This window comes from Allobosea sp. (assembly GCF_035944895.1).
GTDB lineage: Bacteria > Pseudomonadota > Alphaproteobacteria > Rhizobiales > Beijerinckiaceae > Allobosea.
On record NZ_DASZAT010000006.1, the window covers coordinates 202160 to 226855 of the forward strand.

General features: G+C 66.9%; 22 protein-coding genes. 12 read left to right on the forward strand and 10 right to left on the reverse strand.

What is annotated here, in order from left to right; genetic code table 11:
• Positions 1-19: 19 nt before the first annotated feature.
• Positions 20-841 carry a 3-methyl-2-oxobutanoate hydroxymethyltransferase gene (panB, locus tag VGV58_RS09565; protein WP_326873783.1) on the reverse strand — a complete coding sequence of 274 codons (822 nt, stop codon included), beginning with the start codon at positions 839-841 and terminating at the stop codon, positions 20-22.
• A gap of 212 nt (positions 842-1053) precedes the next feature.
• Between panB and topA the strand changes: the two genes are divergently transcribed.
• Both topA and VGV58_RS09575 read left to right on the forward strand, forming a co-directional pair.
• A complete protein-coding gene (topA, locus tag VGV58_RS09570; RefSeq protein WP_326873784.1) occupies positions 1054-3696 on the forward strand; it encodes a type I DNA topoisomerase in 2643 nt (880 codons plus the stop codon).
• Positions 3697-3780: 84 nt separating this feature from the next.
• Positions 3781-5868, forward strand: a complete 2088-nt coding sequence (locus VGV58_RS09575) for a methyl-accepting chemotaxis protein (protein WP_326873785.1) — start codon at positions 3781-3783, stop codon at positions 5866-5868.
• Positions 5869-5968: 100 nt separating this feature from the next.
• Here VGV58_RS09575 and VGV58_RS09580 read toward each other — a convergent pair whose 3' ends face one another.
• The 5 genes from VGV58_RS09580 to VGV58_RS09600 all read right to left on the reverse strand — a co-directional run bounded on the left by VGV58_RS09580 (position 5969) and on the right by VGV58_RS09600 (position 11483).
• Positions 5969-6244, reverse strand: coding sequence for a hypothetical protein (locus VGV58_RS09580; RefSeq protein WP_326873786.1), 276 nt, complete (start codon positions 6242-6244; stop codon positions 5969-5971).
• Between the two features lie 49 nt (positions 6245-6293).
• Positions 6294-7430, reverse strand: a complete 1137-nt coding sequence (locus VGV58_RS09585; protein ID WP_326873787.1) for a tlde1 domain-containing protein — start codon at positions 7428-7430, stop codon at positions 6294-6296.
• Positions 7431-7675: 245 nt separating this feature from the next.
• On the reverse strand, positions 7676-8656 hold the full coding sequence (locus VGV58_RS09590) for a ring-cleaving dioxygenase (RefSeq protein ID WP_326873788.1): 981 nt from the start codon (positions 8654-8656) through the stop codon (positions 7676-7678).
• Between the two features lie 100 nt (positions 8657-8756).
• Positions 8757-9056, reverse strand: a complete 300-nt coding sequence (locus tag VGV58_RS09595; protein WP_326873789.1) for a hypothetical protein — start codon at positions 9054-9056, stop codon at positions 8757-8759.
• A 63-nt stretch (positions 9057-9119) separates the two neighbouring features.
• A complete protein-coding gene (locus VGV58_RS09600) occupies positions 9120-11483 on the reverse strand; it encodes a bifunctional salicylyl-CoA 5-hydroxylase/oxidoreductase (protein WP_326873790.1) in 2364 nt (787 codons plus the stop codon).
• A 228-nt stretch (positions 11484-11711) separates the two neighbouring features.
• Here VGV58_RS09600 and VGV58_RS09605 point away from each other — a divergent pair, with 228 nt between their 5' ends.
• From VGV58_RS09605 to VGV58_RS09635, 7 genes are all read left to right on the forward strand, one after another.
• A complete protein-coding gene (locus VGV58_RS09605; protein ID WP_326873791.1) occupies positions 11712-12473 on the forward strand; it encodes an SDR family NAD(P)-dependent oxidoreductase in 762 nt (253 codons plus the stop codon).
• A 2-nt stretch (positions 12474-12475) separates the two neighbouring features.
• Positions 12476-13021, forward strand: coding sequence for a MarR family winged helix-turn-helix transcriptional regulator (locus VGV58_RS09610; RefSeq protein WP_326873792.1), 546 nt, complete (start codon positions 12476-12478; stop codon positions 13019-13021).
• Positions 13018-13851 (forward strand): enoyl-CoA hydratase family protein, encoded by an 834-nt coding sequence (locus tag VGV58_RS09615; RefSeq protein WP_326873793.1) that lies wholly within the window; start codon positions 13018-13020, stop codon positions 13849-13851. Before VGV58_RS09610 ends, VGV58_RS09615 begins: the two co-directional genes overlap by 4 nt.
• A 1-nt stretch (position 13852) precedes the next feature.
• The gene (locus tag VGV58_RS09620) at positions 13853-15028 is read left to right on the forward strand and encodes an acyl-CoA dehydrogenase family protein (protein ID WP_326873794.1); all 1176 of its coding nucleotides are present in this window, start codon (positions 13853-13855) and stop codon (positions 15026-15028) included.
• 76 nt (positions 15029-15104) lie between these two features.
• The gene (locus tag VGV58_RS09625) at positions 15105-16748 is read left to right on the forward strand and encodes an AMP-binding protein (protein ID WP_326873795.1); all 1644 of its coding nucleotides are present in this window, start codon (positions 15105-15107) and stop codon (positions 16746-16748) included.
• Positions 16749-16772: 24 nt separating this feature from the next.
• The gene (locus VGV58_RS09630) at positions 16773-17204 is read left to right on the forward strand and encodes a RidA family protein (RefSeq protein ID WP_326873796.1); all 432 of its coding nucleotides are present in this window, start codon (positions 16773-16775) and stop codon (positions 17202-17204) included.
• 106 nt (positions 17205-17310) lie between these two features.
• Positions 17311-17952 carry an EF-hand domain-containing protein gene (locus VGV58_RS09635; protein ID WP_326873797.1) on the forward strand — a complete coding sequence of 214 codons (642 nt, stop codon included), beginning with the start codon at positions 17311-17313 and terminating at the stop codon, positions 17950-17952.
• A 56-nt stretch (positions 17953-18008) separates the two neighbouring features.
• On the opposite strand, the gene cysN is transcribed toward VGV58_RS09635, so the two are convergent.
• Genes cysN through VGV58_RS09650 form a run of 3 tightly spaced genes read right to left on the reverse strand, consistent with a single transcriptional unit; the run spans position 18009 to position 21294 of the window.
• Positions 18009-19637, reverse strand: coding sequence for a sulfate adenylyltransferase subunit CysN (cysN, locus tag VGV58_RS09640; RefSeq protein ID WP_326873798.1), 1629 nt, complete (start codon positions 19635-19637; stop codon positions 18009-18011).
• Positions 19637-20539, reverse strand: a complete 903-nt coding sequence (cysD, locus tag VGV58_RS09645; RefSeq protein WP_326873799.1) for a sulfate adenylyltransferase subunit CysD — start codon at positions 20537-20539, stop codon at positions 19637-19639. Before cysD ends, cysN begins: the two co-directional genes overlap by 1 nt.
• Positions 20536-21294 (reverse strand): phosphoadenylyl-sulfate reductase, encoded by a 759-nt coding sequence (locus VGV58_RS09650; protein ID WP_326873800.1) that lies wholly within the window; start codon positions 21292-21294, stop codon positions 20536-20538. The genes cysD and VGV58_RS09650 overlap by 4 nt, the downstream gene beginning before the upstream one ends.
• Positions 21295-21610: 316 nt before the next feature.
• Between VGV58_RS09650 and VGV58_RS09655 the strand changes: the two genes are divergently transcribed.
• From VGV58_RS09655 to VGV58_RS09665, 3 genes are all read left to right on the forward strand, one after another.
• Positions 21611-21802: a hypothetical protein gene (locus VGV58_RS09655; protein WP_326873801.1), complete on the forward strand. Its 192-nt coding sequence runs from the start codon at positions 21611-21613 to the stop codon at positions 21800-21802.
• 67 nt (positions 21803-21869) lie between these two features.
• Complete coding sequence (locus VGV58_RS09660; protein ID WP_326873802.1) at positions 21870-22256, forward strand: nuclear transport factor 2 family protein; 387 nt, start codon at positions 21870-21872, stop codon at positions 22254-22256.
• An 89-nt stretch (positions 22257-22345) separates the two neighbouring features.
• Entirely contained in the window at positions 22346-23233 is an 888-nt protein-coding gene (locus tag VGV58_RS09665; RefSeq protein ID WP_326873803.1) for an alpha/beta fold hydrolase, read from the forward strand.
• Positions 23234-23257: 24 nt separating this feature from the next.
• On the opposite strand, the gene VGV58_RS09670 is transcribed toward VGV58_RS09665, so the two are convergent.
• The gene (locus VGV58_RS09670; protein WP_326873804.1) at positions 23258-24580 is read right to left on the reverse strand and encodes a M23 family metallopeptidase; all 1323 of its coding nucleotides are present in this window, start codon (positions 24578-24580) and stop codon (positions 23258-23260) included.
• Positions 24581-24696: the final 116 nt, after the last annotated feature.

The window sequence follows — 24696 nt, forward strand, 5'->3', positions numbered from 1 at the left end:
GCGCATGTTCTTCAGTGAGTCACTCTGCTTTCAACGCATAGACATGTGCTTCACCGGGGAACTGGCGGCTGTGCACCTCGGCGGCGTAGGCGCGCACCGCCTCCCGGGCCTGTGCTGCGAGATCGCCATAGGCCTTCACGAATTTCGGCACACGGCCGGTAAGGCCCAGCATGTCGTCGAGAACGAGGACCTGCCCGTCGCATGCAGCCGAGGCGCCGATCCCGATGGTCGGAATCGCGACCTTCTTGGTGATCTCGGCCGCCAGCGGCTCGGCCACCGCCTCGATCACCAGGGAGAAGGCGCCGGCATCGGCGATCGCGATGGCGTCGGCGATGAGGGACGGCCACTCGGCCTTGCTGCGCCCCTGCGCCTTGTAGCCGCCGAGGGTGTTGACCGCTTGTGGCGTCAGGCCGACATGGCCCATCACCGGCACGCCGCGCTCGACCAGGAAGCGCACAGTCTCGGCCATCCTGGCGCCGCCCTCGAGCTTCACGGCGCCGGCGCCGGTCTCCTTCAGCAACCGGGCGGCGTTGCGGAACGCCTGCTCCCGGCCCTCCTCATAGCTCCCGAAGGGCATGTCGATCACGACGAGGGAACGTGTCGTCGAGCGTGTCACAGCCTGGCCGTGCAGGCTCATCATCTCCAGCGTCACCGGGACGGTGCTGTCGAGGCCGTAGACGACCATGCCGAGCGAGTCGCCGACCAGGGCGATGTCCGCGACCTCGTCGACGATCTTCGCCATCGGTGCCGTATAGGCGGTCAGGGCTACCAGCGGCGCGCCGCCCTTGCGCCCGCGAATATCGAGCGAGGTCAGCCGGCTTGTCCGGTTCTGCGACGACATGCTGGGTCTCCATGACAGACATCAAAACGGCATCGGCTGGTGACCTAGCCTGACCACCCTGCTCTCGAAAAGCAGAATCGGGTTTGACAGGACCGGCCGCGTGAACCACTTTCGCGCGCAATCCCGAACCGCTATCAACGCGCCCCGCGCCAAGTTCGGCGAGGCTGGTCGCTAGTGCCCGCCTTACCCTTGTCTATGAGATCGAAAGCGTCATGAAGCTCCTCGTCGTCGAGTCGCCGGCCAAGGCCAAGACGATCAATAAGTATCTGGGCTCCGACTACGAGGTCATCGCCTCGTTCGGGCACATTCGCGATCTTCCCGCGAAGGACGGCTCGGTCGATCCCGAGAACGACTTCGCCATGCTGTGGGAAACCGAGGGGCGCGGCGCCAAGCAGGTCGCCGAGATCGCCAAGGCGGCGAAGAACGCCGAGAAGGTCATTCTCGCGACCGACCCGGATCGCGAGGGCGAGGCGATCTCCTGGCACGTGCTGGAGGCGCTGAACCAGAAGCGGGCGATCAAGGGAATCCCGGTCGAGCGCGTCACCTTCAACGCCGTGACCAAGGATGCGGTGCAGAAGGCGCTGGCCAATCCGCGCCCGATCGACCAGGCGCTGGTCGACGCCTACCTTGCCCGCCGCGCCCTCGACTACCTCGTCGGCTTCACGCTCTCGCCGGTGCTCTGGCGCAAGCTCCCCGGCGCCCGCTCGGCCGGGCGCGTGCAATCGGTGGCGCTGCGCCTGGTCAGCGACCGCGAGCGCGAGATCGAGGCCTTCCGGGCCCGCGAATACTGGTCGCTGATCGCGACGCTCGCGACCACCAGCGGCGCGACCTTCGACGCGCGCCTCAGCGGCGCCGACGGCAAGAAGATCACGCGGCTCGACATCGGCACTGGCGATGAGGCCGCGGCCTTCAAGGCCGCGCTGGAGACCGCGCGCTTCTCCGTTGCCGAAGTCGAGGCCAAGCCGGTCAGGCGCCACCCCCAGCCGCCTTTCCAGACTTCGACGCTGCAGCAGGAAGCCTCGCGCAAGCTCGGCATGGCCCCCGCCCGCACGATGCAGGTGGCACAGCGTCTCTATGAGGGCGTCGACATCGGCGGCGAGACCGTCGGCCTGATCACCTATATGCGTACCGACGGCGTCGACATGGACGGCTCGGCCATCACGGCGGCGCGGCGGGTCATCGGCAAGGAGTTCGGCGACAACTATGTGCCGGACGCCCCGCGCAAATACACGGTCAAGGCCAAGAATGCGCAAGAAGCGCACGAGGCCATCCGCCCGACCGATCTCGGCCGTCTGCCGGCGATGGTCGCGCGCCATCTCGAGCCGGAGCAGGCCAAGCTCTACGAGCTGATCTGGAAGCGCACCATTGCCAGCCAGATGGAATCGGCTTCGATCGAGCGCACCACGGTCGACATCGCAGCCCAGGTCGGCGCCCGCGCGCTTGAACTGCGCGCCACCGGGCAGGTCGTGCTCTTCGACGGCTTCCTGACGCTTTATCAGGAGAGTCGCGACGACGAGGAAGACGAGGATAGCAAGAAACTGCCCCCGATGAAGGCTGGGGATCCGCTGGAGAAGCGCGCCATCGCTGCCGACCAGCATTTCACCGAGCCGCCGCCGCGCTTCTCGGAAGCGAGCCTGGTCAAGCGCATGGAAGAGCTCGGGATCGGGCGCCCTTCCACCTATGCCGCAACGCTGGCAACGCTGCGCGACCGCGAATATGTCCGCGTCGAGAAGAAGCGCCTCGTGCCCGAGGACAAGGGCATGCTGGTCACGGCGTTCCTGGAGTCCTTCTTCAAGCGCTATGTCGAGTTCGACTTCACGGCGAGCCTGGAGGAGAAGCTCGATCTGGTCTCCAGCGGCGATGTCGACTGGAAGGTCCTGCTGCGCGAGTTCTGGGACGAATTCACCAAGGCGATCGGCGAGACCAAGGAGCTGCGCGTCGGCGACGTCCTGGAAGCACTGAATGGCATCCTGGGTCAGCACGTCTTCCCGCAACGTGCCGATGGCGGAGACCCGCGCAGCTGCCAGGTCTGCGGCACCGGCACGCTCTCGCTCAAGCTCGGCAAGTTCGGCGCCTTCGTCGGCTGCTCGAACTATCCCGAATGCCGCTTCACCCGCCCGCTCAGCGCCTCGGCCGCCGATGGCGAGGCCTCGACCGAGGGCGGCCAGGCCGTCAACGGCGTGCGTATCCTGGGCAAGGATCCGGTCACGGATCTCGAAGTCACCGCGCGCGACGGCCGCTTCGGCCCCTATATCCAGCTCGGCGAGGGCGAGAAGCCAAAGCGCTCCAGCCTGCCTAAGGGCGAGACCGTCGGCTCGTTGACGCTGGAGAAGGCGCTCGCCTTGCTCTCGCTGCCGCGAGAGGTCGCGAAGCATCCGACCAGTGGCGAGCCGATCCTCGCCGGCATCGGCCGCTATGGGCCTTATGTCCAGCACGGCAAGACCTACGCCAATATCGACAAGGAAGACGACATCCTCGAAATCGGCGCCAACCGCGCCATCGATCTGATCGTCGCCAAGGAGAGCGGCGCGGGCGGCAGGCGCTTCGGCAATGCCGCGGCGACGCCGGGCCGCGATCTCGGCGAGCACCCGCAGGGTGGCAAGATGGAGGTCAAGGCCGGCCGCTACGGCCCCTATGTCGCCTGGGGCAAGGTCTACGCCACCCTGCCGAAGACGATGGCGCAGGAGAGCATCACCGCCGAGCAGGCGATCGAGCTGGTCAACGCCAAGGCGGCAGCCGGCGGAGGCTCGAAGAGCAAGGCGAAGGCGCCCGCCAAGAAGTCGGCGCCAGCCAAGAAGACTCCGGCAAAGGCGAAGAGCACCAAGGCCAAGAAAGCCGGCGCAACCGAGGGCTGAAGCCAGCCACGGTTAACTCCGGATTCAAGGGCTTTCAGTACCTTGCAGCGCCGCAGTCGAACTAGCGGCCTGCGAGGGGACATCATGAAATCCATCAGGACCCAGATTCTGGGGCTGATCGCGATCGTCGCGGCCGGCGCCTTGGTTGCACTCGGCTGCGCCTTGCTGGCGATGACCCGCATCGACACGATGAATGATCGCTCGTCGCAGCAAAACCATATCGCCCTCGCCGCCGAACGGCTCAACGCTGCCGTCAACCTCGTCGTCGCCGATTCCTACCTCGTCTACACCGCCCGCAACCCGCATTTCGCCGGGATCGCCGCGACGACGGTCGAAGGCGGCCTCGCCAGGGTCGAGGAGCGCCGCAAGGATCTCGCCAAGCTCATCCCGCCGGCCGAGCGCGAGCGCATGGAGAAGATCAGCACGCTGATCACCGAATTCGTCGCCATCCGGCTGGAGACGACGCGCATGGTCCGCGAGATTTCGGCCCGTGCCGCCGAAGCCTGGGGCAACAGCGACGCCAGCAAGAAGAACCGCGCGACGCTGCAGGAAGAGATCACGTCGCTGAGCAGCTTCAACGAGACGCTCGCCAATGAGGTCGACGCAGCTTCGAGCGCCTTTTCGGGACAGGTACGGACCTGGCTGCCGGTCGCATTGGTCGTGGTGCTCGGCGGCGCGATCTTCGGCGCGCTGGTGTTCTCGCGGCGCTCGATCATCCGCCCCCTCGTCGACCTCGGCGGGACGATGAGCCGCCTGACCGCCGGCGAGACCCAGATCGAGGTACCCCACACCAAGCGCCGCGACGAGATCGGCGAAATGGCACGGGCAGTATCGGTGCTGCGCCAGAGCACCGAGCAGGTCGCGCTGTTGCAGGAGCAGGAGCGCGCCGCTTCCGCCGCCCGGATCCGCTCGGCCGATGCGATGGCCTCGGTCGTGTCGGATGTCGGCGAGGTCGTCGCCGCGGCCGCAGCCGGCGATTTCTCGGCCCGGCTCCAGATCGATCATGGCGACGAGCAGATGCAGAAGCTGGTCGCCGGGATCAACGAGATCAATGCGGTGGTCGACAATGCCACCACGGAGTTCGTTGCAGTGCTGCAGGCGCTCGCTGCCGGCGATCTGACCCATCAGGTGCCGACGGCCTATCGCGGCCGCTTCGCCGAATTGAAGGATGCGATCAACGAGACGTTGTCGCGGCTATCGGCGACCGTCAGCACCATCCAGACCATGTCGGCGGATGTCGGCCTGTCGGCGCGCGAGATCAATATGGGAGCGGACGATCTCTCCAAGCGTACCGAGGAGCAGGCATCCTCGCTGGAAGAGAGCGCCGCAACGACCGAACAGCTCGCGGCCTCTGTGAAGGCCGCGGCCCAGGCCGCCCAGCAGGCAGTGCGCCAGGCCGGCGAGGCGATGCAGGTCGCACAGGCCGGCGGCAATATCGTCACCGACGCGGTCTCGGCGATGGAGCGCATCGAGCAAGCCTCGAAGAAGATCTCCGACATCACCCGCGTGATCGACGACATCGCCTTCCAGACCAACCTCTTAGCGCTCAATGCGGCGGTCGAAGCGGCGCGGGCCGGCGACGCCGGCAAGGGCTTTGCGGTAGTCGCGTCGGAAGTGCGCACGCTCGCCCAGCGTTCGGGCGAAGCGGCCAAGGACATCACCGGCCTGATCTCCTCCTCGAACACCGAAGTCGAAGCAGGCGTGAAGCTGGTTCGCCAGGCCGGCGACGCACTGACCCGCATCGTCTCGGCGTCGCAGAGCGTCCAGGCGACTGTCTCGGAGGTTGCCGCCGCTTCGAGCGAGCAGGCCAACGGCATCGAGGAGATGAGCCAGACCGTCGCTCATATGGACGAGATGACTCAGGCCAATGCTGCGCTCGCCGAACAGAGCGCCGCCTCGGCCGGCGCGCTCGCCGGCAAGATCGGCGAGCTCAACGTCCTGGTCTCCGGCTTCCGGACCAGTGAGAGCGCTGGCGCCGCCTCGCAACAATCGGCTGCGGTCGAGCTGGCGAACGCTTCAGAGCCCGGACGGCTGCAGCAGCGTGCGGAAGCTGCCTTTGCCCAGCACAGGCCGGCACCGCGTCGCGAACGTGCCACCCCCGCCCCCATGCCGGCCCCTGCCCGCAAGGTCGCCAACGCCCGCGGCGGCGACGCGGGCTGGGAAGAATTCTGAAGCGCATTCAGCGCAGGGCTCCGGCAACTCCAGAGCCCTGCCCTCTGCCAAAGACCTGGGAATGGTTGGGGCTAGCTACATGCTGGCCCTTTTTTGTTCGTCAGCGCCGTTTGATCCGCTGCAGGTGGCAGACCTTGACCCGCCCGCCCCTGCCGTCCGAGCGCCAGCTGCAACCCGGATTGCGCGGGCGGCCCTCATAGATGTGGTAGACGCCGCGGTTCCGGCGATCGAAGCGCTGGTTCGAGGCATCGTGCCCGCCGATACGGACATTGTTGCCGAAACGCACTTCGGCGGCGGCCGGAGTGGCCACCGCCAGAGGGAGCGCCAGCGCGGCAAGCGCCAGCAGACATGTCGCAAGATCGGCCGGTCTCGTCATTCGCCGATCAGAGCAGCCAGGCTGCGGCGGCGCAAGGCTCGCTGAGCGCTCAGCTGCGCCCGCCGACCACGACGAGCTGCTTGATCTCGCCGCGCAGGAAGGCCTGCAGGAAGCGGTCATAGTCCTTGACCGAGACGCAACCGTTTGAATCGCCGCGCGGGCCGAGCAGGTAGTTGTGCACCAGCAAGCCGGCCCGGCCGAAGATCTTGCCGCTGCCCCCGACCGGATGCATGCGGATGGCGCGCACGCCGTGGAACAAGGCCTCGCGCTCGGTCAGATTGTAGACGTGCGGCGGCGTCGGTCCCTTCATCCGGACATGGACGAAGCGCAGGTCGTTCATCATCTCGCCGAGGCCGGAATTGGCCTCCAGCCGCTCGCCATTGGGCAGGTAAACCACACGCGCGCTGATGTCGTAGACCGCGGTCTTGCCGCTGGCGGCCGGTGTCGCCGACGACATCGGCACAGGCATCGGCGCGGGGGCGACGGTGAGGCCGCTGCCCCGGCCGCTGCGCTGGGTGATGTCGTCCTGCGGCGCGGCATAGGCGAGACGCTCGCCGGAGCTCTGCGGCGCATTGGCATTCACGCCGAAGAGCTTCTCGAAGAAGTTGCGATTGTCGGCCGCGGGCTCGGCCTTGGCGACGACGTCCTTGCCCTGGCGCGAGGTCGCACGGGTCGCGAGGCGCGGCTCGGGCGGCGTCGGGAGCTTCAGATCGGACGGGCGCGGAACCGGGCGCGGCGCGATCAGAGCGATACGTGGCGGCTCGACCGTAGCGGGCTGGACGGCGATCGTGGTCGTCGCCAGGCTTGGGCCGCCGGCCGGCTCAGACGGCACGATCGAGCCGGTGGTCTCGGGATCGAGCACCGTTGCGATCTGTGTCGGCGCAACCGACTGGAAGCGACCGGAAAGCGGCGCGCTCTCGGCGAGCGACTGCGCGACATAGCCAGCAACATAGCCGGGGCGGAGCAGTGGCGTCGCGCTGTGGGCAGGGGTCGGGTGCGCCAGCGCGTGCTTCTGGGCCCGCGGCAATGCAGCCGTCGCCTGCTCGGCCTGCCTATTCGGCCAGACCGACAGGCCCGCCATCGCACTGGCGGCAACGGCCACGAGAACACCAAGGCGGATGAAAGGGCTGCCGCGCCGGCGCTTCAGGCTATAGGAATAGCCGGCAAATTTGTTCGAGCTACGCATACGCAACGCCTCGGGACACCTTACAGGCATCCCGCTGAGGTTCAGCGCCCTACGTGTCTCGCCGCTGCGCTTGCTTGCGCCGGGCAGACCATAGCGGCCTGTTCGTCAGTCTCGGGAGGCCCCAACCTCACAAGGCTCATTCAGCCCTTGCTTGGTTAATTCCCGATGAATCAAAACAAATTTACGCAGAGTCAGCCGCGCTGCGGCCAACCGGGCCGCAGCGCGCTTTCGTGGACCGGACCTCGTCAGGCCAGAGGCTTGAGACCGGCCTCGATCGCCGCCCGCTTCGGCTCGAGGAAGGGCGGCAGCGACAGCCCCTCGCCCATCGTCTCGAAGGGCTCGTCAGTGGCGAAGCCCGGCCCGTCGCTGGCGATCTCGATCAGCACTCCGTTCGGCTCGCGCAGGTAAAGCGAGCGGAAATAGAAGCGATCGACCGGCCCGCTGTTCGGGTAGCCCGAGACGCGCAGCCGCTCGGCCCATTCATCGTATTCGCCGAAGCTCGGCGTGCGCAGCGCCAGGTGATGGACCCCGCCGGCGCCTTCGCGCGCCGGAGACAAGCCTGGCTCGACCGCGACATGGAGCTCGGCCGCCGGACCGCCCTCACCGATCCGGAAGACGTGGATGTCGCCGGTGGCGTGGGCCGCGTCGCGATAGTCTGCGATGCGCTCCAGCCCGAGCAACTTGGTCAGGACGAGTTCGGTTCGCTCGATCTGCGGCACCGAGATCGTCACGGGTCCAAGGCCGCGGATCTGATGCTCGGCCGGAACCGGGCTCTTCTCCCAGGCGATGAAGGGGCCTTCGCCGCCATCCACGACGAGCGTCAGGCGCTGGCCTTCCGGATCCTCGAAATCGAGTGCGGCGCGGCCATTGAGCAGGCGCGTGTCGGAAGCCGCAACGCCGGCAGCGGTCAGCCGCTCGCGCCAGAAGTCGAGCGAGGCTTCGCTGGCGACCCTGAGCGATGTGCGGGTGATCGAATGGGTGCCGCGCCTTGCCGGAGCGGTCGGCCAGTCGAAGAAGGTCAGGTCGGTTCCCGGCGAGCCGGCGCCGTCGGCGTAGAACAGATGGTAGGCGGAGGTGTCGTCCTGGTTCACCGTCTTCTTGACCAGGCGCAGGCCGAGCGTCTCGACATAGAAGCGCCGGTTCTGGGCTGCCTGGGCAGTGATGGCGGTGACGTGGTGGATGCCGGTGAGGTGCATGGTATGGGCCCCTTTGATGATGCGCCTCATCTGCCGAGACGCTTCCGTTGCCCACCGATATAGTCTTTGCACCGACGCCATGAAGATGGCATCGAGCCAATCATAAATTGCACCAATGCAATTTCATGATCTAGTTCTTCGGCGTCGATTGTTTCGGCGCGCTGCTCTTGTCTCCGGGCCCCGGCGGCGTGGTGCAGTCCTGCGGCTTGTTCTTGCAGTCGTAGACCATGGTCGGCGCCGCCGATTGCCCGGCCTGTCCCGCGGACGGCAGGATCATGTTCTGGCCCTTGTCGACCTGGCTCGGATGCGTGGTCTTGGGGCCGACGCCGGAATTGTCCGGCTGCTTTGTGGTATGAGGTGTCTGCGCCATGGCGGAAGCGGTCAGCGCAACCGTCGTCAGCAAGGCAAGCGTCATGGTTCTGGCAGGCATGGCGAAGCTCCGGTTGATCGAGGATGTCCTCGATCAACCCGCCATTGCCCGATGAAGTTCCGGCTATTCTGCTGCTCGGGCAGCCCGAGTCGACATCGCATCGGCCGGCGCGCTGCCGTGGCGGCTCGGCTTGGCCTTGAGCTTGAGTTCCTGGAGTTCCTCCCGCTCGCGCGGCGTGTTGCGCATGAGCTGGTCCTTGCCGGGCTGGTACTGCACCGGCTGGGCGACGTCCGCGCCATACCAGGCGGCCGCCCGCAGCACGAAGGACGGATCGGCCAGATGCGGGCGCCCGAGCGCGACGAGGTCGGCGCGGCCCGCGGCGACGATGGTGTTGGCCTGGTCGGCAGTGGTGATGGCGCCGACGCACATGGTGGCGACGCCGGCTTCGTTGCGGATGCGGTCGGCGAACGGGGTCTGGAACATGCGGCCATAGAGCGGCCGGGCGCGCGGCGTGGTCTGCCCAGTCGAGACGTCGACGAGATCGCAGCCGGCCGCAGCGAAGGCTTCGGAGATCGCGACCGAATCCTCGGCGCTGATGCCGCCCTCCTGCCAGTCCGTTGCCGAGATGCGCACCGACATCGGCTTGCTGGCCGGCCAGGTTTCGCGAAGGGCGGCAAAGACTTCGAGCGGGAAGCGCAGGCGGTTTTCGAGCGAGCCACCGTACTCGTCCGTGCGCTGGTTGGTCAGCGGCGAGAGGAAGCTCGCCAGCAGATAGCCATGGGCGCAGTGCAGTTCGAGCATGTCGAAGCCGGCGCGCAGGCCGCGCTCCGCCGCCGCGACGAAGTCGGCCTTGACCCGGTCCATGTCGGTGCGGGTCATTTCGCGCGGCACCTGGCTCTCCGGGTAGTACGGTAGCGGCGAAGCCGAGACGATCGGCCAGGCGCCCTCGGCGAGTGGGCGGTCCATCCCGTCCCACATCAGCTTGCTTGCACCTTTTCGGCCGGCATGGCCGAGTTGCAGGCAGAGCTTCGCTGCCGAGTTGGCGTGGACGAAATCGACGATGCGTGTCCAGGCCGCCTCCTGCGCGTCAGTGTAGAGACCGGTGCAGCCGGGGGTGATGCGGGCATCGGCCGAGACGCAGGTCATCTCGGTGAAGACGAGCCCTGCCCCGCCGATGGCGCGGGCCCCGTAATGCATCAGGTGCCAGTCGCCCGGCAGTCCCTCCTCAGCCGAATACTGGCACATCGGCGAGACCACGAAGCGGTTCGCCAGCTTCATCTCGCGCAGATGGAAGGGCTGGAAAGCCGGCGGCACCGGCGTGCCGTCGCGGCGCGTGGCCTGCTCGGCGCCGAGATCGTCGGCAACCAGCCTGTCGATCGCCGCGACGAACTCCGGGGCGCGCAGAGCGAGGTTGTCGTAGGTGATCGCCTTGGAGCGCGTCATCAGGCCGAAGGCGAAGCGCAACGGCTCGAAATCCCAGAAGCGCTTGAGCTGCTCGAACCAGACCAGCGAGACGTCGGCGGCATGCTGGGTCTTCTCGACCTCCTCGCGCCGCCCGGTCTCGAAGGCAGCGAGCGCCGCCTTGACGTCGAGCCCGGCACGGTGGAAGGCGCGATGCAGCGCGATCGAATCCTCCATGGCGAGCTTGGTGCCGGAGCCGATCGAGAAATGCGCCGTCGCCTTGGCGTCGCCGAGCAGGACGACATTGTCGACGACCCAGTTGCTGCAGCGGATCATCGGGAACTGCCGCCAGAGCGAGCGGTTGGTGATCAGCCTGTGGCCCTGCAATTCCTCGGCGAAGACCTGCTCGAGGAAGGCGGCCGTGCCGGCTTCGTCCAGGCCCTCCAGCCCGGCGCGGGCGAAGGTCTCGGGATCGGTCTCGAGCACCCAGGTCGATTGCCCCGGCTCGTACTGGTAGCAATGGGCGATGAAGACGCCGTGCTGCGTCTGCTTGAAGAAGAAGGTGAAGGCGTCGAAGGGCCGGGTCGAGCCCATCCAGACGAAGCGGTTCGGCCGGAGATCCACCTGCGGCGCAAAGCGCTCGCGATCGCCCTCGCGGATACGGCTGTTGATGCCGTCGGCGGCGACGACGAGATCGTAGTCGCGCTTCAGCGCCGCGACGTCCTCGATCTCCTGCGAGAAGACCAGCTTGACGCCGACCTGGCGCGCTCGCTCCTGCAGCAGCGTCAGCAGCGTCCGGCGCGAGCAGCCGCAGAAGCCGTTGCCAGGTACACGGCGGACCGTGCCTTTGAAATGGATCTCGATATCGTCCCAATAGGCGAAGCTGCGGACGATAGCCTCGTAGCTCGGCAGATCGGCCGCCTTGAACAGATCGAGCGTCTGGTCGGAGAAAACGACGCCGAAGCCGAAGGTGTCGTCGGGGCGGTTGCGCTCGAAGACGGTGACGTCGAGCTCCGGCCAGTCCCGCTTCATCAGCAGCGCGTAATAGAGACCTGCCGGCCCGCCGCCCACCACCGCAATGCGCATGACACCCTCCTTGGCTCGCAAAATCATTTTAAACCTAAAATAATTTTGGCTCAAGCCTCCGATCGGAAGTTAGCATCGAGCCGCTGCTCATATGGGCCAAGCTCAACAAGAACATACATAAAACTCTGATATTCCGGACAATTCGGCGCCACCGCGCAACTCTCCCCTCGCCTCTTGCCAAATGTTTCAGACCTAAAATATATTGACTGCCAAGAGGGAGTGAACGGCATGGCATCGGCTCTGGCGGGACAGCATGCCCTGGTGAGTGGCGGCGGACGCGGCATTGGCCGCGCTATCGCCTCCACTCTGCGCCAGGCAGGCGCCCGCGTCTCGATCATCGGCCGCAATGACGACATCCTGCAACAGGCAGTGCTCGACGGCGCAGCCGACGCCGCCCACGCCGTCGACGTCACTGACGAGGCGGCGGTGAAAGAGGTGATGGCCGGGCTCGCGGCGGGACAGCCCTTCGACATCGTCGTCGCCAATGCCGGCGCAGCCGAGAGCTCCAGCTTCCAGCGCAGCGATGCCGATTTGTTCCGGCGCATGCTCGAGATCAACCTGATCGGCACGGTCAACTGCTTCCGACCGGCTTTGCCTGGCATGACCGAGCGTCGCTCGGGGCGGCTGATCGCGATCGCCTCGACCGCGGGGCATCGCGGCTATGCTTACGTCTCCGCCTACGTCGCCGCCAAGCACGCGGTCGTCGGCCTCGTGCGCTCGCTGGCGCTGGAGACGGCGCGCAGCGGCGTCACCGTCAACGCCGTCTGCCCCGGATATACCGATACCGACATGGTCGCCGGCAGCCTGACGACGATCGCCGCCAAGACCGGCAAGAGCCGCGAGGAAGCGCTGGCTGAGCTGACCAAGGACAATCCGCAGCACCGGCTGATCACGCCCGAAGAGGTCGCGGCTGCCGTGCTCAATCTCTGCGGCCCGCAAAGCCGCGGCATCACTGGCCAGTCCGTCTTGATCAATGGCGGGGAGTTCTGAGCATGGAAATTCCGTCCAGCGCCCCCCTGCTCGACCGCGAGACCAAGGCGAGCGAGCGCCCCGGCGACCACAAGGACGAGCTCCGGCTCTGGCTCCGGATGCTGACCTGCTCCACCCTGATCGAGAGCGAGATCCGCACCCGCCTGCGCGAGGAGTTCAAGACGACGCTGCCACGCTTCGACCTGATGGCGCAGCTGGAGAAATCGACGACTGGCATGACCGTCGGCGAGGTCTCGCAGCGGCTGATGGTCTCGAACGGCAACGTCACAGCGGTGGTCGCCGGCCTGCTCGCCGACGGGCTGGTCGACAAGCGCCCGGCCGCGCAGGACCGGCGCGTCCAGGTGCTGACGCTGACCGCGCAGGGCCGGCGTGCCTTCAAGGCGATGGCCGAGCGCCATGAGGACTGGATCGCCGAGCTCTTCGCTGGTCTCGGGCCGGCCGAGATCGGCCAGCTTTTCCGCCTGCTCGGTGAGGTCAAGACCTCGCTGCACCAGGCCATCAGCAAGCGCCAGAACGGCACGCCCACCGCGGCGGGAGAGAACGAATGACCAGCGCCAATCCTGTCACCCTGCCGCTTTCCGGCTTCAAGCCGCAGCATTTCCAGCTCTCGGTGTCCGGCAAGGTCGCAACCGTGACGCTGAACCGGCCGGAGAAGAAGAACCCGCTGACCTTCGAGAGCTATCGCGAGCTGACCGACTTCTTCCTCGCGGCGCAGAAGGAAGAGGCAGTCAAGGCGATCGTGGTCACTGGCGCCGGCGGCAATTTCTCCTCGGGCGGTGACGTCTTCGAGATCATCGGGCCGCTGGTGGCGATGGACACCAAGGACCTCCTGAAATTCACCCGGATGACCGGCGAGCTGGTGAAGACCATGCGCGCCTGCCCGCAGCCGATCGTTGCCGCGATCGACGGCATCTGCGCCGGCGCCGGCGCGATCATCGCCATGGCCTCCGATCTGCGCCTCGGCACGGCCGAGACCAAGATCGCCTTCCTGTTCAACCGCGTCGGCCTCGCCGGCTGCGACATGGGCGCCTGCGCGATGCTGCCGCGGATCATCGGCCAGGGCCGCGCTGCCGAATTGCTCTATACCGGCCGGGTGCTCAAGGGCGAGGAAGCCGAGCGCTGGGGCTTCCTCAACCGGCTGATCGCCCGCGAGAGCGTGCTTGCCGAGGCGCAGGCGCTCGCCACCGAGCTCGCCGACGGGCCGACCTTCGCGAACGCCATGACCAAGCGCATGCTCGAAATGGAATGGGCGATGTCGGTCGAATCCGCGATCGAGGCGGAAGCGGTGGCGCAGGCGCTATGCATGCAGACCGAGGACTTTGCCCGCGCCTATCACGCCTTCGCCGAGAAGCGGAAGCCGGTGTTCGAGGGCAATTGAGATGGCTTCGCTCGGCACAGGCATTCTTGGCGACACGCTCGACTGGCCCTTCTTCGAGGCGCATCACCGCGACTTCGCTGAGCGGCTCTCGGCCTGGGCCGACGCTACCCTGCCCGGCCTGCCGCATGACGATGTCGACGAGGCCTGCCGGGCCCGGGTGAAGGCGCTGGGGGAATCTGGCTTCCTCAAGGCGGCCGTCCCGGCCGAACATGGCGGACTGCATGCCGCGCTCGATGTGCGCACGCTCTGCCTCGCCCGCGAGATATTGGCCGCCCGCGACGGGCTTGCCGATTTCGCCTTCGCGATGCAGGGGCTCGGCACCGGCTCGATCAGTGTCGCCGGCTCGGCCGAGATGAAGGCGCGCATCCTGCCGGCGGTCGCGCGCGGCGAGAGGATCGCCGCCTTCGCCCTCTCCGAGAAGGAGGCTGGCTCGGACGTCGCGGCATTGGCGACAACCGCCACGCCGGACGGCAACACCCATGTCCGGATCGACGGTGAGAAGACCTGGATCTCGAATGGCGGCATCGCCGACCACTATGTCGTCTTCGCCCGCTCCGGCGAGGCGCCGGGTGCGCGCGGCCTCTCCGCTTATCTGGTCGAGGCCGATACGCCCGGCCTGTCGATCGCCGAACGCATCGACGTGATCGCGCCGCATCCACTGGCGACCTTGCGCTTCGATGGCTGCCGCATCCCCGCCGCGAACCGCATCGGTGGTCCCGGCGACGGATTCAAGGTCGCGATGGCGACGCTCGACATCTTCCGCTCGACGGTCGGGGCCGCCGCGCTCGGCTTCGCCCGCCGGGCCCTGCACGAGACTGTGTCGCATGCCAAGGGCCGCAAGCTCTTCGGCGGCACGCTCGGCGACCTCCAGCTCTCGCAGGCCGCGATCGCCGACAGCGCCACCGAGGTCGATGCCGCAGCTTTGCTGGTCTACCGCGCCGCCTGGACCAAGGACCGGGGCGCAGCCCGCGTCACCCGCGAGGCGGCGCTGGCCAAGCTGGTCGCGACCGAGAACGCGCAGAAGGTGATCGACCGCGCCGTGCAGATCCATGGCGGGCTCGGCGTCACGCGCGGGGTCAAGGTCGAGGAACTCTATCGCGAGATCAGGGCGCTCAGGATCTACGAGGGCGCCAGCGAGGTGCAGAAGGTCGTGATCGCGCGCGACCTGCTGAAGTAGGCGCGAGCATGGTCCGCAAACGGGGGAGCCGGCTTTGCGACAGGACCATGCTCGAGAGATAGACCAGGGGAACGAGATGGGTACCGCAGATTTCACGCGGTCGGGGCATGTGGACAGTTTCGCGCGGGACAACCTGCCGCCGCGCGAGAGCTGGCCGCGCCTCGACCTCGCTGCCGCCGGGTTGAGCTATCCCGAGCGGCTCAACGTCGTCACCGAATTCGTCGATCGCCATGTCACCGAGGGGCGCGGCGAACGCGATGCGGTGATCGGCCCCAGCGAGACCTGGAGCTATCGGGCGCTCGCCGAAATCGTGAACCGCATCGCCAATGTGCTCACCCGCGACCTTGGCATGGTGCCCGGCAATCGCGTTCTGCTGCGCGCCGCCAACACACCGATGATGGTCGCGACCTATTTCGCAGTGCTCAAGGCCGGCGGTGTCGTCGTCGCGACCATGCCGATGCTGCGCGCCGGCGAGCTCGCCTATCCGATCCGCAAGGCGAAGATCGGGTTGGCGCTCTGCGACGCCACGCTGGTCGACGAACTCAAGGCAGCGCAACAGCTTGCCCCGGAACTCTCGACCATCGTCACATGGGGAGACGGCACGCTCGAAGCCCTGATGGCGAAAGCCGGCTATGAGATTTTCGAGCCGGCTGACACGGCGCAGGACGATGTCTGCCTGATCGCCTTCACCTCCGGCACCACCGGCGAGCCCAAGGGCACCATGCATTTCCAGCGCGACCTGCTGGCGATCTGCGATGCCTATGGCGCGCGCGTGCTGCAGGCTGCTCCGGACGACCGCTTCATCGGCTCGCCGCCGCTCGCCTTCACCTTCGGCCTCGGCGGCATCGTGCTCTTTCCCTTGCGGATCGGCGCCGCCTGCATCCTGCCGGCCAAGGTCGCGCCGCCCGATCTCGCCGAGGCGATCGAGCGCTATCGCGCTACCGTCTGCTTCACCGCGCCGACCGCCTATCGCGCCATGCTCGGCAAGCTCGGCGAACGCGACCTTTCCTCGCTGCGCATCTGCGTCTCCGCTGGCGAAGCGCTGCCCAAGGCGACCTTCGATGCCTGGCAGCAATCGACCGGCCTGCCGCTGATGGACGGCATCGGCGCAACCGAGATGCTGCACATCTTCATCGGCGCGCCGCGCGACAAGATCCGGCCCGGTTCGACCGGTCTGCCGGTGCCCGGCTACGAGGCGAAGATCGTCGACGAGGACGGCAAGGAGGTGCCTGACGGCACGCCAGGGCGCCTCGCCGTGCGCGGCCCGACCGGCTGCCGCTACCTCGCCGATCCGCGCCAGGCCAAATACATCCTCGATGGCTGGAACGTCACCGGAGACACCTATCTGCGCGATGGCGACGGCTATTTCTGGTACCAGGCTCGCTCCGACGACATGATCATCTCGGCCGGCTACAACATCGCCGGGCCTGAGGTCGAGGCCTGCCTGCTGACGCATGCGGCGGTGGCCGAATGCGGCGTCGTCGGTGCGCCCTGCCCCGAACGCGGCCAGATCGTGAAGGCCTATGTATTGCTGCGCGAGGGCTTTATTGGCGATGCCGCGCTGGCCAAGGCGCTGCAGGACCATGTCAAGGCGACGATCGCACCCTACAAATACCCGCGCGCCATCGCCTTCGTGACAACCCTGCCGAAGACCTCTACCGGGAAGCTGCAGCGTTTCGCCCTGCGCGACATCGCGCGCCAGGAAGCTTCGGCCTCCTGACTATTGCTTGAGAAAGATCACGTCATGACCAGCGGCATGCCGCCCACAGATCCCGCTTCGCGCCGCGCCCGCGCCGTCCTGCCCGAAGGCTGGCCGCAGCCGCGCGGCTATGCCAACGGCATGGTCGCCGAAGGCAAGGTGCTGATGACCGGTGGCCTCGTCGGCTGGGATGTCCAGGGCGTCTTCGCCAAGGGCTTCGTCGCCCAGGTCGGCCAGACGCTCGCCAACATCAGGGCCGTGGTCGAGGCCGGCGGCGGCAAGGTCGAGGATATCGTGCGGCTGACCTGGTACGTCACCGACATCGAGGCTTACCGCAACAGTCTCGCCGAGCTTGGCCCGGCCTATCGCGCCAATTTCGGCCGGCATTTCCCCGCCATGGCCGTGGTCGCCGTCGCCGCACTGGTGGAGCCGGAAGCGATGGTCGAGATCGAGGCAACGGCCGTGCTGGCGGGCTGAGCGCTCTTCTTGGCGTGCTTTCCAGCGCGCTAGGAATTTACCAAGAATTAGCCACGATACTCGACAGCGCCGCCTGATCCGGGCGGTGAATCGTCAGGAGTATCGCATGACGAGTATCAGCGGCGCTGGGGGCTTTCGCCCGCCACCGCCAGGAAAGCCGCCAAGCTTCGATAAGCTCGACGGCAATAGCGACGGGGTGCTCAACCTCGCCGAATTCTCCGCCGGCGCGCCGAAAGGCGCCGACAACGCCAAGACAGAGAAACTGTTCAAGGCGATGGACACCGACCAGGACGGCTCGGTCAGCAAGGCGGAATCGGATGCCTTCAAGGCGAAAGCAGAGAAGGCCGACCAGCAGATGCAGGCGGTCCTGCTGATGCTTCAGTCGGATACGGCCAGCACCAAGGCCGACGCCAAGGATGGCGAGGACAAGAACTACTTCGCCAAGCTCGACGCCGATTCCGACGGCAGCGTCGCCAAGGACGAGTTCCTGAAGGTGGTCGCACCCGACGGCGACAGCTCGAACGGCCTGCTCAGCCGGCTCTTCGCCGCAATGGATGCGGACAAGGACGGGAAGATCTCCAAGGAGGAGATGGCCGACTTCAAGAAGCAGATGGAAGAACGCACCGCGCAACGGCCGCCTCCGCCACCACCGCCGGCGGAAGTCAGCGGCGCGACAGAGGCCTATGGCCAGACCTACCAGCTCGGAGCAAAGGCTTCCGCTGGCACGACCTATTCCCAGGCGGCTTAAGCCACCGCTTGCGCAACGCCGGGCCGGCAGAAGGCCGTCCGGCGCTCTCAAGCCTCCTAGATGCCCGCCCCGTCATAGAGCGAAGGCGGCGCCCGTCTCGCCCACAGCCGGGCATGCAGGTCCTTCAGCAGCGGCCGTAGCGCGATATCAGCAAGCCCGAAGGCAGCCGCGAGACCCCACTGCCCGGTCGACAGCGCCACGACGGCGAAGACGAACAATCCGCTCACCAGGCGCCAGCTCGCCGCCTCCAACCAGGTTCGACGTTCCTGCGTACCGCGCCAGCCGACGAGACGCAGAACCGCGCGGCTGGCTGCACCAGCCTCAGTGATCGAACGAGCCTTGTCCTGGGCCTTACGGGTCTCGACGAAGCCGAAGGCGACGGTCTGGTTGCTGAGCCTGTCGATCAGGATGAAACCGCCGAGCTCGCGACTGCTTGTGTAGTCGAGCACTGCGAGCTGCCGGTCGAGCGTCAGCGTCGCCAGGCCGATGCCATTCATCGCCAGGCTCTCCGCCGGCGCCTCGGCATAGCTCTCGATATCGACGCTGTGGTGCAACCGGACGATCGTGGCGTTGGCGCTCGCGGTGGCGAGCTTGAGGATGAACTCGCCGCCTTCGCGCAGCGCCGCCTCGCCGGTCCAGAGCAGCCGCGCCTGCAATTCCTGCTTCACCACTGGTGCATGCACGACCGAGGCGATGACGTCGCCACGCGACACGTCGATCTCGTCCGCAAGCGTGACCGTCACCGACTGGCCGGCGCTCGCCTGCGAGACGTCGCCTGACGGTGCGAGGATGCGCGCGATCGTGCTGCGGCGGCCGGAGGGCAGTGCCGCAACCGCATCACCGACGCGCAGCCGCCCGCGCGCGACCGTCCCGGCGAAGCCGCGGAAATCGAGATCGGGCCGATTGACCCATTGCACCGGCAGGGCGAAGCCGGCTTCGACTTCCGCCTCGGCGACGACCACGACAGATTCGAGCAAGGGTAGCAGCGCCGGCCCGCGATACCAGGGCATCAGCTTGGAGAGGCTGGTGACGTTCTCGCCGTCGCGGGCCGAGACCGGGACGAAGTCGATGCTGGCGAAGCCTAGCCCAGCGACCGCCTTGCGATAATCCTGCTCGATCTGGCGGAAGACCGCCTCGTCATAGCCGACCAGGTCCATCTTGTTGACGGCGACGACGACGTGGCGGACGCCGACCAGCGAGACGATGAAGGAGTGCCGGCGCGTCTGCGGCAACAGGCCCTTGCGAGCATCGATCAGGATGATGGCGAGATCGGCGGTCGAGGCGCCGGTCGCCATATTGCGGGTGTACTGCTCATGGCCGGGCGTGTCCGCGACGATGAAGCTGCGCTGGTCGGTCGAGAAATAGCGATAGGCGACATCGATGGTGATGCCCTGCTCGCGTTCAGCCGAGAGCCCGTCGACCAGCAAAGCGAAGTCGGGCGCAGCGCCTTGCGTGCCGAATTTGCGGGAGTCGCTGTCGAGCGCGGTGAGCTGGTCATCGAAGACAGCCCCGGCCTCATAGAGGATGCGCCCGATCAGCGTCGACTTGCCGTCGTCGACCGAGCCACAGGTGATGAAGCGCAGCAAGGCGCGGGCGCTGCCCTCGGTGCGCTGGCTCTGGTCGTTGGCGGGATGCGGCTGGCCAGCCGGAGCGGGCTGGCCCTTCAACTTCGCGAGCGCCGCCATCAAAAGTAGCCTTCCTGCTTCTTCTGCTCCATCGAGCCGGAGCCGTCATGGTCGATGACGCGCCCCTCGCGCTCGGAAGAACGCGACGCCCGCATTTCCGCGATGATATCGGTGAGGTTCGCTGCCTCGCTCTCGACCGCTCCCGTCAGCGGGTAGCAGCCAAGCGTGCGGAAGCGGACCATGCGGGTCTCTAGCTTCTCGCCGGGCAGCAGCTCCATGCGCTCGTCGTCGCGCATGATCCATGCGCCGTTGCGGCGCACGACGGGGCGAGGCGCGGCGAAATAGAGCGGCACGACCGGGATGTTCTCGAGCGCGATGTAGTCCCAGACGTCCTTCTCCGTCCAGTTGGACAGCGGGAAGACACGGAAGCTCTCGCCCTGGGCCTTGCGCGTATTGAACAGCCGCCAGGGTTCCGGCCGTTGGTTCTTCGGGTCCCAGCGATGCTGGGCCGAGCGCAGCGAGAACACCCGCTCCTTGGCCCGGCTCTTCTCCTCGTCGCGCCTGGCGCCGCCGAAGGCCGCGTCGAAGCCGTATCTATCGAGTGCCTGCTTCAGCCCTTGCGTCTTCATCACGTCGGTGTGCAGGCGCGAGCCGGAGGCGAACGGATTGACGCCGGCGCGGACGCCCTCCTCGTTGACGTGCACGATCAGGTCGAGCCCGAGCCGGCTGGCGGTCTGGTCGCGGAAGGCGATCATGTCCCGGAATTTCCAGGTCGTATCGACATGGAGCAGCGGGAATGGCGGCTTGCCGGGATAGAAGGCCTTCATGGCGAGATGCAGCAGAACGGCCGAGTCCTTGCCGATCGAGTAGAGCAGCACCGGCTTCTCGCAGGTCGCGGCGACCTCGCGGATGATGAAGATCGCCTCGGCTTCGAGCTTCTGCAGATGACTGAGCTGGATCACGCCAAAACCTCCGCGGCCGGCTTCGACCGCACCAACCGGCCGTCCGGGCCGACATGCAGGCCGCACTCCTTGGCGGCCTCTTCTTCCCACCACCAGCGCCCGGCCCGCTCCGGCTCGCCTGGCTGGATGGCGCGGGTGCAGGGCTGACAGCCGATCGAGAGGAAACCCTTCTCGTGTAGCGGGTTGAGCGGGACGTCGTGCTCGCGGGCGAAGGCCAGTGCCTGATCGCGCGACCAGTCGAGCAGCGGATTGAGCTTGATCAGTCCACGTTCGCGGTCGACTTCGGCGAGGACGACGCCACCGCGCGCGGCCGATTGGTCGGCGCGCAATCCGGTGATCCAGGCGGCAGCGCCGGCGAGTGCCCGGCCGAGGGGCTCGACCTTGCGGACATTGCAGCAGGCCTTGCGGGCCTCGATCGAATTATAGAAGCCGTTGATGCCATGGCCGAGGACGAAGGCCTCGACAGCGTCATGGCGCGGATAGAACGGCGTGATCGTGATGCCGTAGCGCGCCTCGGTTTCCGCCCAGAGCGCATGAACCTCGCCGAAGAGCCGGCCGGTATCGAGCGTGACGATCTCGATCGGCAAATCCTGCGTCGCGATCAGGTGAGTGACGACCTGATCCTCGAGGCCGAAGCTGGTGGTGAAGACGAGGCGCCCGCCAACATCCCGCACCAGTCCCGCGAGGCGCTCGGCTGCATCCGACGTTCCGAACGCAGCATTGAGGTTTTCAGCCTGTTCCTGCAACTCGAACATGTGCTTGCTCTGCGCAGGCAAGGCCGACGCGGGCAGCTCAATGCCGCCCTCGCCCGCCGCCGCCTGCCGTACCATCGGTCAGTGGGGTGTTCTGTAAATCGAACAATCCACATATAGCCTGAACGCCGGCCAATCAATTTACATCATGTAGCGTGAAATTTCTTATTTCGGATGAGATGGAGAAAATCCTTCCCGCCGATCTCGCGCGCCTGCCTGCGAATGCCTTTCCACCGCCCGCTGGGACAGGAACTTTCGCTTCCTCGATCGCGTTGACGGAAGGACGCAGGCGGAGCCTGCATGACAACAGGGGATTACGATGGCCAATTCCGCGAACCAGGCGGTCGAGAGCTTGCGCAAGGAGCAGCGCGAGCAACGCAAGGACGAGAAGAAGGCGGGCGGCTCGGCCGAAAAGCAGCTCGACAAGGCGCTGAAGGACACCTTCCCCGCCAGCGATCCTGTCGCGCCGCAAGTACCGACCAAGCCCGGAGCGCCCAAGCGCCGGGGCTGATGCTGACACGCGGCGTTGAAGGCGTCGCTACTCTCCTCCATCTCTGCCTGACGAGATGGAGATGACTATGCCTGAGCGTACCAGAGTAGATGCCTTTGTCGCTGCCGTGGTCAGCGGCGACCATGTCGGCGCCATCCGCGATTTCTACACCGACGACGCGACCATGCAGGAGAACGCCAACGAGCCCCGCCGCGGCCGCGAGGCGCTGATGGCACATGAGGCGCGCGCGCTGGAGCGGCTCAACAAGATGCACACGCATCCACCGCTCGCGGTGGTGGTCGACGGCGACCATGTCGTGGTTCGGTGGATCTTCGATGCGACCGACAAGGCCGGCGTGACGCGTCGGCTGGAAGAGCTCGCCTTCCAGCGCTGGCAGGGCGATCGCATCGCCGAAGAGCGCTTCTTCTACGATACCGGAAGCGCGTGGCGGGAAGTCGATCCAAGCACGAGCTGACATCCAGGCGAGATCGGGAGGAATGGCCTCTCACTTGCAGTTGCTCTCATCGGGGCGTTATCGACACCAAAGCGGAAGCGAGAGCGTCGATGAGTGCTGGTGATCGGAACGAGGTCCGCCATGCCGCGGCCCTCCTGCCCAACGGGGTTCGGCTTCATCTGAGCGAATTCGGGCCCCGGGATGCCGAGCCAGTCCTGCTCCTGCACGGCTGGCCCCAGACATCCTATGCCTGGCGGCACGTTGCGCCCCTGCTTGCAAAGGCCGGATACCGGGCGATCGCGGTGGATCTGCGTGGCTTCGGCCATAGTTCCAAGCCGGCGGATGGCTACGACAAGAAGACCGTCGCGCGCGACCTGCTCGAACTGCTCGACAGCCTCGCCATCCAGTCATGCTGGGTGGTCGGTCATGACATGGGCGGACAGGTCGCCTTTCCATTCGTGGCGCAATGGCCGGAGCGGGCGAAGGGCCTGGTGTTCATCGAGTCGGGCCTGCCCGGCTTCGGCCAGGAGAACGCCATGAATGTCGCGCAGGGCGGGAGCTGGCATTTCGGCTTCAACGCCGCGGGCGACATTGCCGAGGCCCTGGTCGCCGGCCGCGAGCACGTGTTCATCCGCCACATGCTTCATCGCGACAAGGTCGGGCTGTGGGACCGCACGGCAATCACGGAGGCGGATATCGCAGTCTATGCCGCGGCGGCGGCTGCTCCCGGCGGCCTGCGGAGCATGTTCGCTTACTACAGGACGCTGTTGCCGCACGACCTTCAGGACAATCTGGAACTCGGCAAGCGCAAGCTGACGCTTCCGGTCCTGGCAATCGGCGCCGAGCATGGCTATCGCGGCGCGGCGCTCGCGACGATGCAGCGGGTAGCGGCAGATCCACAGGGCTGGATCGCTTCGAATTGCGGGCATTATGTTCCCGAGGAGCGCCCGGCCGAGCTGAGCGAGCAGCTCGTGTCCTTCTTCGCGACGGCCAGCTAGGCACCAGCCGGCGCCTTCATACGCTCAGCGCAGGCCGCTCGGCCCGACTGTCAGCTTGTCGCCGATCTGGATGAATTTGAGGGGATTGCGCGCCTCTTCCGACAGCCGCGTCTCGTAATGGAGATGCGGGCCGGTCGAGCGGCCGGTCGAGCCGACGCGGCCGATGATCTGGCCGGCGGCGACGAGTTGTCCTTCCTTGACGTCGAAAGCCGAGAGATGGCCGTAACGCGTCGTCACGCCATTGCCGTGATCGAGCTCGACCAGATTGCCATAGCCGCCGGCGACTTCGGCGCGCAGCACCTTCCCTGCCCCGGCGGCATGCACCGGCGTGCCGGTCTCACCGCGAAAGTCCATGCCGGCATGCATCGCGGTGCCGCCGGTGAACGGATCGGAACGCGGGCCAAAATTGCTGGTGGTGGTGTCGTCGGTCGGGACCGGGCGCTGGAACGGCACGATGGTCGCCAGATCACGCCAGCGCCCGAAGAGCGCGCGCGCCTCGCCGAGCTGCATCAGCGCATGCTCGAAGGTGCCGGGCTTCACCGTTATCGGGATGAGCGGGCCACCCATGCCCGGCCGACCCGGTGGCAGCTTGACCTTGGACGGGTCGAGCCCGATCTCGGTCAGCGCGGTCTTCACCTCCTGCACGCGCCCGACGAGTTGGCGGCCGAGCGCGGGGAGCTGCTGGTTCTGGCCGTTCTGCACCCGGTCGAGCGATTGGCTGAGTATGGCGATGCGCTGGTCAAGCGACATCGTCTCGCTCGCCTTGACCACCGCCGCGACCTGCCGGCGCTGCTGCGCCAGCACAGTGGGATTGACGCGATCGAGAACGTTCTGGCCGTCGGCGAACTGATTGCCGCCCTGAGCCTTGGCGCCGCCTTGCGGCAAGATCGGCCCGACCGCCTGGCCGGTCAGCGCGCCGAGCAGGGCCTGGCGGGCCTCGAGCTCGATCTGTCGGGTGATCAGGTCGGCGAGCTGGTCGCCCGCCTTGCCGGAGGCAGCTGCTGGTTGGCCAGGCTGCACCGGCAGGCCGGGCGAACTGCCGGAGGCGACGATGGCGCTGACGAGGCGGCGCTGCAGCGCCTTGAGCTTTTCGTCATAGCTGCTCTGCAGGATGGCCTGCTCCTGCTCGAGCGCTGCGACACGGCTCTTCTCCTCATAGAGCAGGTAGCCGCTAACGCCGGCGCCGATGAGCGCCAGCACGGCAAGCGTCCAGGGCAGCACGCTGCCGCGTCCCGACCCTGACCGTCCCCCACCGCTACGCGGACGCCGCGGCGTCTCGCTCTCCGGCCGGAGAGAGGTGGTGCTGACGGCCTCGTCGGGCCGTCGCTTCAGGCGAACCGGTTGCACGTCTCTGTTTCCGCTCCGATCCCGCTGCGCAAGTATACCTCAAACAGCGCCTGCCAGCGATATTGACCGTCTGGCGATGGCTGCTTTCGTCATTGCGAGGAGCGCTGTGACGAAGC

Excerpts from the sequence above, each read along its gene's own strand:
- VGV58_RS09635 (WP_326873797.1), top strand. The coding sequence starts at position 17,311 with ATGACGAGTATCAGCGGCGCTGGGGGCTTTCGCCCGCCACCGCCAGGA.
- VGV58_RS09595 (WP_326873789.1), bottom strand. The coding sequence starts at position 9,056 with ATGCCTGCCAGAACCATGACGCTTGCCTTGCTGACGACGGTTGCGCTG.
- topA (WP_326873784.1), top strand. The coding sequence starts at position 1,054 with ATGAAGCTCCTCGTCGTCGAGTCGCCGGCCAAGGCCAAGACGATCAAT.
- VGV58_RS09620 (WP_326873794.1), top strand. The coding sequence starts at position 13,853 with ATGGCTTCGCTCGGCACAGGCATTCTTGGCGACACGCTCGACTGGCCC.
- cysN (WP_326873798.1), bottom strand. The coding sequence starts at position 19,637 with ATGGCGGCGCTCGCGAAGTTGAAGGGCCAGCCCGCTCCGGCTGGCCAG.
- VGV58_RS09590 (WP_326873788.1), bottom strand. The coding sequence starts at position 8,656 with ATGAGGCGCATCATCAAAGGGGCCCATACCATGCACCTCACCGGCATC.
- VGV58_RS09630 (WP_326873796.1), top strand. The coding sequence starts at position 16,773 with ATGACCAGCGGCATGCCGCCCACAGATCCCGCTTCGCGCCGCGCCCGC.
- VGV58_RS09660 (WP_326873802.1), top strand. The coding sequence starts at position 21,870 with ATGCCTGAGCGTACCAGAGTAGATGCCTTTGTCGCTGCCGTGGTCAGC.
- VGV58_RS09605 (WP_326873791.1), top strand. The coding sequence starts at position 11,712 with ATGGCATCGGCTCTGGCGGGACAGCATGCCCTGGTGAGTGGCGGCGGA.
- VGV58_RS09575 (WP_326873785.1), top strand. The coding sequence starts at position 3,781 with ATGAAATCCATCAGGACCCAGATTCTGGGGCTGATCGCGATCGTCGCG.
- VGV58_RS09600 (WP_326873790.1), bottom strand. The coding sequence starts at position 11,483 with ATGCGCATTGCGGTGGTGGGCGGCGGGCCGGCAGGTCTCTATTACGCG.
- VGV58_RS09655 (WP_326873801.1), top strand. The coding sequence starts at position 21,611 with ATGGCCAATTCCGCGAACCAGGCGGTCGAGAGCTTGCGCAAGGAGCAG.
- VGV58_RS09665 (WP_326873803.1), top strand. The coding sequence starts at position 22,346 with ATGAGTGCTGGTGATCGGAACGAGGTCCGCCATGCCGCGGCCCTCCTG.
- panB (WP_326873783.1), bottom strand. The coding sequence starts at position 841 with ATGTCGTCGCAGAACCGGACAAGCCGGCTGACCTCGCTCGATATTCGC.
- VGV58_RS09610 (WP_326873792.1), top strand. The coding sequence starts at position 12,476 with ATGGAAATTCCGTCCAGCGCCCCCCTGCTCGACCGCGAGACCAAGGCG.
- VGV58_RS09650 (WP_326873800.1), bottom strand. The coding sequence starts at position 21,294 with ATGTTCGAGTTGCAGGAACAGGCTGAAAACCTCAATGCTGCGTTCGGA.
- VGV58_RS09580 (WP_326873786.1), bottom strand. The coding sequence starts at position 6,244 with ATGACGAGACCGGCCGATCTTGCGACATGTCTGCTGGCGCTTGCCGCG.
- VGV58_RS09615 (WP_326873793.1), top strand. The coding sequence starts at position 13,018 with ATGACCAGCGCCAATCCTGTCACCCTGCCGCTTTCCGGCTTCAAGCCG.
- VGV58_RS09625 (WP_326873795.1), top strand. The coding sequence starts at position 15,105 with ATGGGTACCGCAGATTTCACGCGGTCGGGGCATGTGGACAGTTTCGCG.
- VGV58_RS09585 (WP_326873787.1), bottom strand. The coding sequence starts at position 7,430 with ATGCGTAGCTCGAACAAATTTGCCGGCTATTCCTATAGCCTGAAGCGC.